This window comes from Dapis purpurea BLCC-M126 (genome assembly GCF_050015975.1).
Classification (GTDB): Bacteria; Cyanobacteriota; Cyanobacteriia; order Cyanobacteriales; family Microcoleaceae; genus Trichodesmium.
The window spans coordinates 1-5318 of the sequence record NZ_JBNHER010000250.1 but is presented as its reverse complement, the minus strand read 5'-3'; the positions used below and the strand labels follow the sequence as shown (position 1 = coordinate 5318).

Sequence of the window (5318 nt, the reverse complement as noted above, 5' to 3'; positions counted from 1 at the left end):
GGCTTTAAACCACAATTATTTAATTAACAATTAATAATTAATAATTCGGTAAGAGACTGAATTACTTGCTATACTGCCGTTTTGGCAGTTATAGCTTACTAGACTCTAGATTCCTGAGAGCTAGGTAATATAAGACTTTTCCTGGGAAATGCTGCGCAAACAGCTAATTTTACGAATCAGCTCTAATTAATAGAGGGAAAATTAATTAGTATTTCTTTCTTTTCCCTATATTTTTATATTAACATTGTCCTTTAGTTATTGATGTGATTTGTGAATTTTTCTTTAGTGTTTAAGAGCAGATTAAGCAGTGAGTTAAACTTCTATGTTTTAGTGATTTAAGTCATTAAACCAGTTTGATAAATATTTAGTATAAATACTTATATCTAGTCTGAATAAACAGTTATAATTAAAGCTTGTAGTAGGGTTTTAGCGGTTGGTGTACAAGTAGTGATATTCTTAAAAAATTGGCGTTAGTGATTTGGGCTATGATTTTTCTTGAAATGACTATTGCCTAACTCCTAATTAAAAAGCATTTTAGATTTTATGCTCTTTAGATTTCATAGCTTGATTCACTAACGCCCTTAAAAATTTAAGTGGGCAATCAAATACTATTCCTCTATCAAATTAGTATAGGGCTACGCGCTAGGGAATAGGGAACAATAGGGAACAGTAGACTATCAAAGGGTTTCAAGATTTACAAATGTCCTAACCTTTGCTTCAAATGCCATATAGAACCCATTTGGTATCTCCAGAAAATATGTCGGAGGGATAAGAAATTGATAATTTATGGGTAATAATTGATTTGATGATTAGATTTTGGGAGATATCTAACCTACATTCCGCACGACAAAACGTAGTATAGAAGAAGGAGTCAGGAGACAGGAGACAGGAGACAGAATTCAGGAGAAAATCATAGCTGCCACGATCGATTACTTGATCGAGCAAGTATTTATGCTTAATTATGTACTGGGAATTTGATGAAGAAACAGTAATTGAGATAATTTGCATAGTATAAATACTTACTAAGCTATGGAATTTTAGACTAATTTTCATGTTACAAATTGAAGTGCGGAATGTGGGATCTAATACACCCTACCTCCCCATCTCCCCACCTCCCAATCTCCCCATCTCCCCATCTCCCCATCTCCCCATCTACTTTTAAATAGATACCAAATGAGTTCTATGAGCTTTTGCCTACCTCCGCAATAAATCACAATCATTAAAGCTCTACTAAAAGCTATATCATAACCGCGCTTGAGAAAAACTTTCTTGTATTAGTCTCAACAATAATTATTGCGCCCAGATTTTTTGACTTTGTACAACGCCATATCAGCACTATGAAGTAATGTACTGCTGTCTGAACCATCTTCAGGATATAAGGCAATTCCAATGCTGGTTGTGACATTGAGACGATGACCTTCCAAGATAAATGCTGGTTCCATGGCTTTAATCAATCTATCCGCAATCTCAATCATGTTTTCTCGACAACGAATTTCCGGTAAAATAATTCCAAATTCATCTCCTCCCCAACGGGCAATCAAATCAACTTCTCTCAAACAGATGGCAAGACGCTGGGTAACAGTCTTTAACAGTAAGTCTCCTACTGAGTGACCACATGTATCATTAACCTGCTTAAACTTATCTAAATCTAGAAACATTATCCCCATAATTTCTGAATGTTCAGCAGCATAGGTAATAGCTTCAGAAAGTTTCTGATCAAATAAAGCTCTATTTGGCAGGTTAGTCAGAGAATCGTGCAATGCTTGATATTCAATGGTTGCTTGTTCTTGCTTTTCTGTAGTCACATCTCGAAAAGTCAACACTTGACCAACAATTTTGCCTGATAATTTTTGAGACTGGGAATAATACTCAATAATTCTACCACTTTTTAAGATTAATAAATCCCGTTCCTTAATATTATCTTGCTTAATTAATGCTTGAAAGTTTGCCGCATCTGCTTTAATCAAAGATGCTAAAATCAAATCAATTAGTTTTTGACTATCATTTGTTGAAGTTGAGGCATCTAGCTGCCAAATTTCAGTAAACTTTTGATTAAAAATGACGACTTTTCCCAAACTATCTAGGACAAGAATGCCATTTGCTGTTGCTTCCAGGGTCGCTAATAGCAGTGATAAAGAGCTTTCTAACCTGGAATTCATTTCCTTAAGTAACGCATTTTGTTCAGCAAGTTTTTGTTCTTGAGCAAAGCTTCGTAGGGCTTCAGCAACTGTGAGTATTAGATCATCTTCATCCCAAGGTTTATGAATATAGCGATATAAAGCAGAAGCATTAACAACATTCCCTACCGAATGAGCATCAGCATGCCCAGTCAGCATAATTTTTAACATTTTGGGATAAAGCTTGTGAAGTTCAATCAACAAACTATCTCCCTGCATCTCCTGCATATTGTGATCGGAAATTATCAAAGGAATTTGTAAGCCTTCTGCTTTCAATTCTGCACAAAGAGAAAGAGCTTCTGCACCACTGTTAGCTAACTCAATATTATAGTCTTTGCCAAAATTGCGCCTGAGCAACTTCCCCAAAATCTGGAGAATCATAAACTCATCATCAACACAAATAATGACTCCTTTCATATTTTACTTATTCAAAGCTTGACTAATAATTTGTTGTAATTCTTGCTCTGACCAGGGTTTGTAGAGGCAAGCATAAAGGTTGGCTTTTTTTCTAGCCTGCTCAATAGCTTCCTCATCAGCTTGCCCAGTCAGCATTATGGTGACAACTTGAGGAAAGCGTTCATGAACTTCCGCTAAAAACACATCACCTTTGACATTGGGCATGAGCCAATCAGAAACAATGGCCAGAATTTGCACGCCTTCATCTTCTAACTCATCAATCACATCCCAGGCTTCTTCAACACTTTGGGCAACCTCATAAATATATTTTTTACCAAAATGACGTTGGAGTTGTTCTTTGAGAGCTTTTAGAATAGGCATTTCATCATCTACACAAATAATTGCAGTCTCAGACATCACTTAAACTTTCTAGATACTTTAATAGTTACAAAAATTTTAAGGGGAGCCGACAGGCAGCCCTATATAAAATACAGTATCTCCTGGTTTGCTGTCCACTTTTATATATCCCTGATGTTTGTCAATAATTTTCTGGCAAATATGCAGTCCCAAACCACTCCCCTCACCCGCCGACTTCGTAGTAAAAAAGGCATCAAAGATTTTAGGCTGGACTTCTGGTGGAATCCCTAATCCGGTATCTTTAATATTTACTTGAATGGAATTTTCCTGTTTATGAGTTGTAAGAGTGAGTTTCCCTCCTAAATCCATAGCTTGAATTGCGTTGTGAACTAAATTTGTCCAGATCTGAATTAGTTCGTCGGGATATCCCCATATTTGGGGAATATCCTGATAATCTCGAATCACATTGATATTCCGTTTCAGTTGATTGTGATAGATTTCTAATACAGTTTCCAAACTATCAACGACGTTTATCAACTCCTTATGGCCATTGGGCTGAAAACGAGCATAGCTTTTGAGGGCAAAAATTGTTTTGGAGGAGCGTTCAACGGCGCGGAGGATAATCTGATTGTTAGAAAAGGAGGAAGCCAAGTTGTAGGCAAACTCGATCGCCCATTCCCCATGTTCATCTTTGAGCAAGGGCAACCACAAATCAGGTGTTTCGGGAACTCCCATGTCTGCTAAGAGATTTGCAATATATCGAGCATTGTCAATGTCATTTTCTCGAAGTTGGGCTGTAATTTTACGTTTGAGAGCGCGAGTTTCCTCAGAGGCAATTGAAGGTCGGTTTTCGAGTACCTCAGTGATGAGCTGAAAAAGGTTTTGTTCTGATTCCAAACTGAGATGTTGATGTAAATGGGGGATTTCATTTAGGACTTCTTTTAAAGCCTTTTTAGTATTATTTGCGGAGGCTTGAATTGCACCGAGAGGATTATTGATTTCATGGGCGACTCCTGCAATTAGTTGTCCCAAAGCAGCCATTTTTTCTCTTTGAATTAATTGATTCTGGGTTTCTTGAAGATTAATTAAGGCAGTTTCTAACTCCTCATTTTTATTCAACAATCTTTGACTAAATTTATAGGATAAAATACCAATCACAAAGGCTGCCATTAGTAAAGCAAAGGTTGTTCCTATATCGGCAAGTTTTCGGGTCTGCTGATGCTTCTGAATATAGACTTCTTCTAGTATTTCAATTTCAGCATATAGCTCATGAAAAAGTCGAGCAATTTGAACAGCACCAATCTCTTTTGCTTCTGCAATTTTTTTCTGAGAAATTAGCTTCCAAGAATTGTTAATTACAGTTTTATAATTGGTATATAAATCCCAGATATTCTGCAGATTTTCTTGTTGTTCAATTTTCCTAATTTCTTCAAAAATAGTCTCAGTTATTTCCTGTTTTTCAGGAAGTTCTTCAGTGAAATTTTCATCAATTTCACCTTTAGAAATACTCTCCCATTCTAGACAATTAAGTGCTCTGACTTGCTCCTTTAATTGAATTAAAAGTAGTCTGGCATTGCTACTCTTTTGTGTCATCTGATTGAGTTGGTAAATCACAGTGGCACTGGCGATCGCTACTATCATTGCCGACACAGATATAAATACTGCTGATAATTTGGACTTGACATGGGCAAAAGATAAATTTAGCATAATGTAAAGTTTTGTCAAATAGTCTATAGATAGTAATCCTATTTCAGTTTTAACATTTTGATAGTGGCTAGAATTTATTTCAAGAATTGAGAATTGAGAATTAAGAATTGAGAATTACCTCTCCTTGAAACGGATAGGATTGACGAACAGGAAATTTTTTATTTATTATTCCCTTAAAAGGGGAGGCTTTTAACCACAATATTTCGGTAATGGATAATGAATAATTACCTCTGGTTAAAACTGTAACGGAATTGAATTATAGCGAAATCATCTGTTCTTTTCTCTTGGTCTTGGATCTGGCCTGTAGCTAACGCAAAACAACCGCTTTTTGTCCTTAAAAGGAGAGGCTTTTAACCAAATTAATTATCCATCCGTAATAATTCAGGTACCCGAGCCATCAGATTTACGAAGTTAAGGACTGATAATTTAAAAAATTTTCTGTGAATATTTACTTTTGTTAAATCATCAAAAAAATCAGTGATATCAAATCCGGGGGGGATAGGGAGACGGGGAGATGGGGAGATGGGGAGATGGGGGAATGGAGACTAATATCATGTCCGGTTGAATAGTTATAAATAAATGAGGGAGGAGTCAGGAGTCAGGAGTAATGAATCAGGAGTAATGAGTCAGGAGTAATGAGTCAGGAGTAATGAGTCAGGAGTAATGAGTCAGGAGTAATGA

3 protein-coding genes are annotated in these 5318 nt (G+C 36.3%); all 3 read right to left on the bottom strand.

Annotated features, from left to right (window positions below; translation table 11 throughout):
- Positions 1-1280: 1280 nt before the first annotated feature.
- Genes ACP6PL_RS22440 through ACP6PL_RS22430 form a run of 3 tightly spaced genes read right to left on the bottom strand, consistent with a single transcriptional unit; the run spans position 1281 to position 4637 of the window.
- Positions 1281-2594 (bottom strand): diguanylate cyclase domain-containing protein, encoded by a 1314-nt coding sequence (locus ACP6PL_RS22440; protein WP_426547503.1) that lies wholly within the window; start codon positions 2592-2594, stop codon positions 1281-1283.
- A 3-nt stretch (positions 2595-2597) separates the two neighbouring features.
- Positions 2598-2990, bottom strand: a complete 393-nt coding sequence (locus ACP6PL_RS22435; protein WP_426547502.1) for a response regulator — start codon at positions 2988-2990, stop codon at positions 2598-2600.
- 39 nt (positions 2991-3029) lie between these two features.
- Entirely contained in the window at positions 3030-4637 is a 1608-nt protein-coding gene (locus ACP6PL_RS22430) for an ATP-binding protein (RefSeq protein WP_426547501.1), read from the bottom strand.
- Between the last annotated feature and the right edge of the window lie 681 nt (positions 4638-5318).

Coding starts and splice junctions, on each gene's coding strand:
- ACP6PL_RS22440 (WP_426547503.1), bottom strand. CDS start 2,594: ATGAAAGGAGTCATTATTTGTGTTGATGATGAGTTTATGATTCTCCAG.
- ACP6PL_RS22435 (WP_426547502.1), bottom strand. CDS start 2,990: ATGTCTGAGACTGCAATTATTTGTGTAGATGATGAAATGCCTATTCTA.
- ACP6PL_RS22430 (WP_426547501.1), bottom strand. CDS start 4,637: ATGCTAAATTTATCTTTTGCCCATGTCAAGTCCAAATTATCAGCAGTA.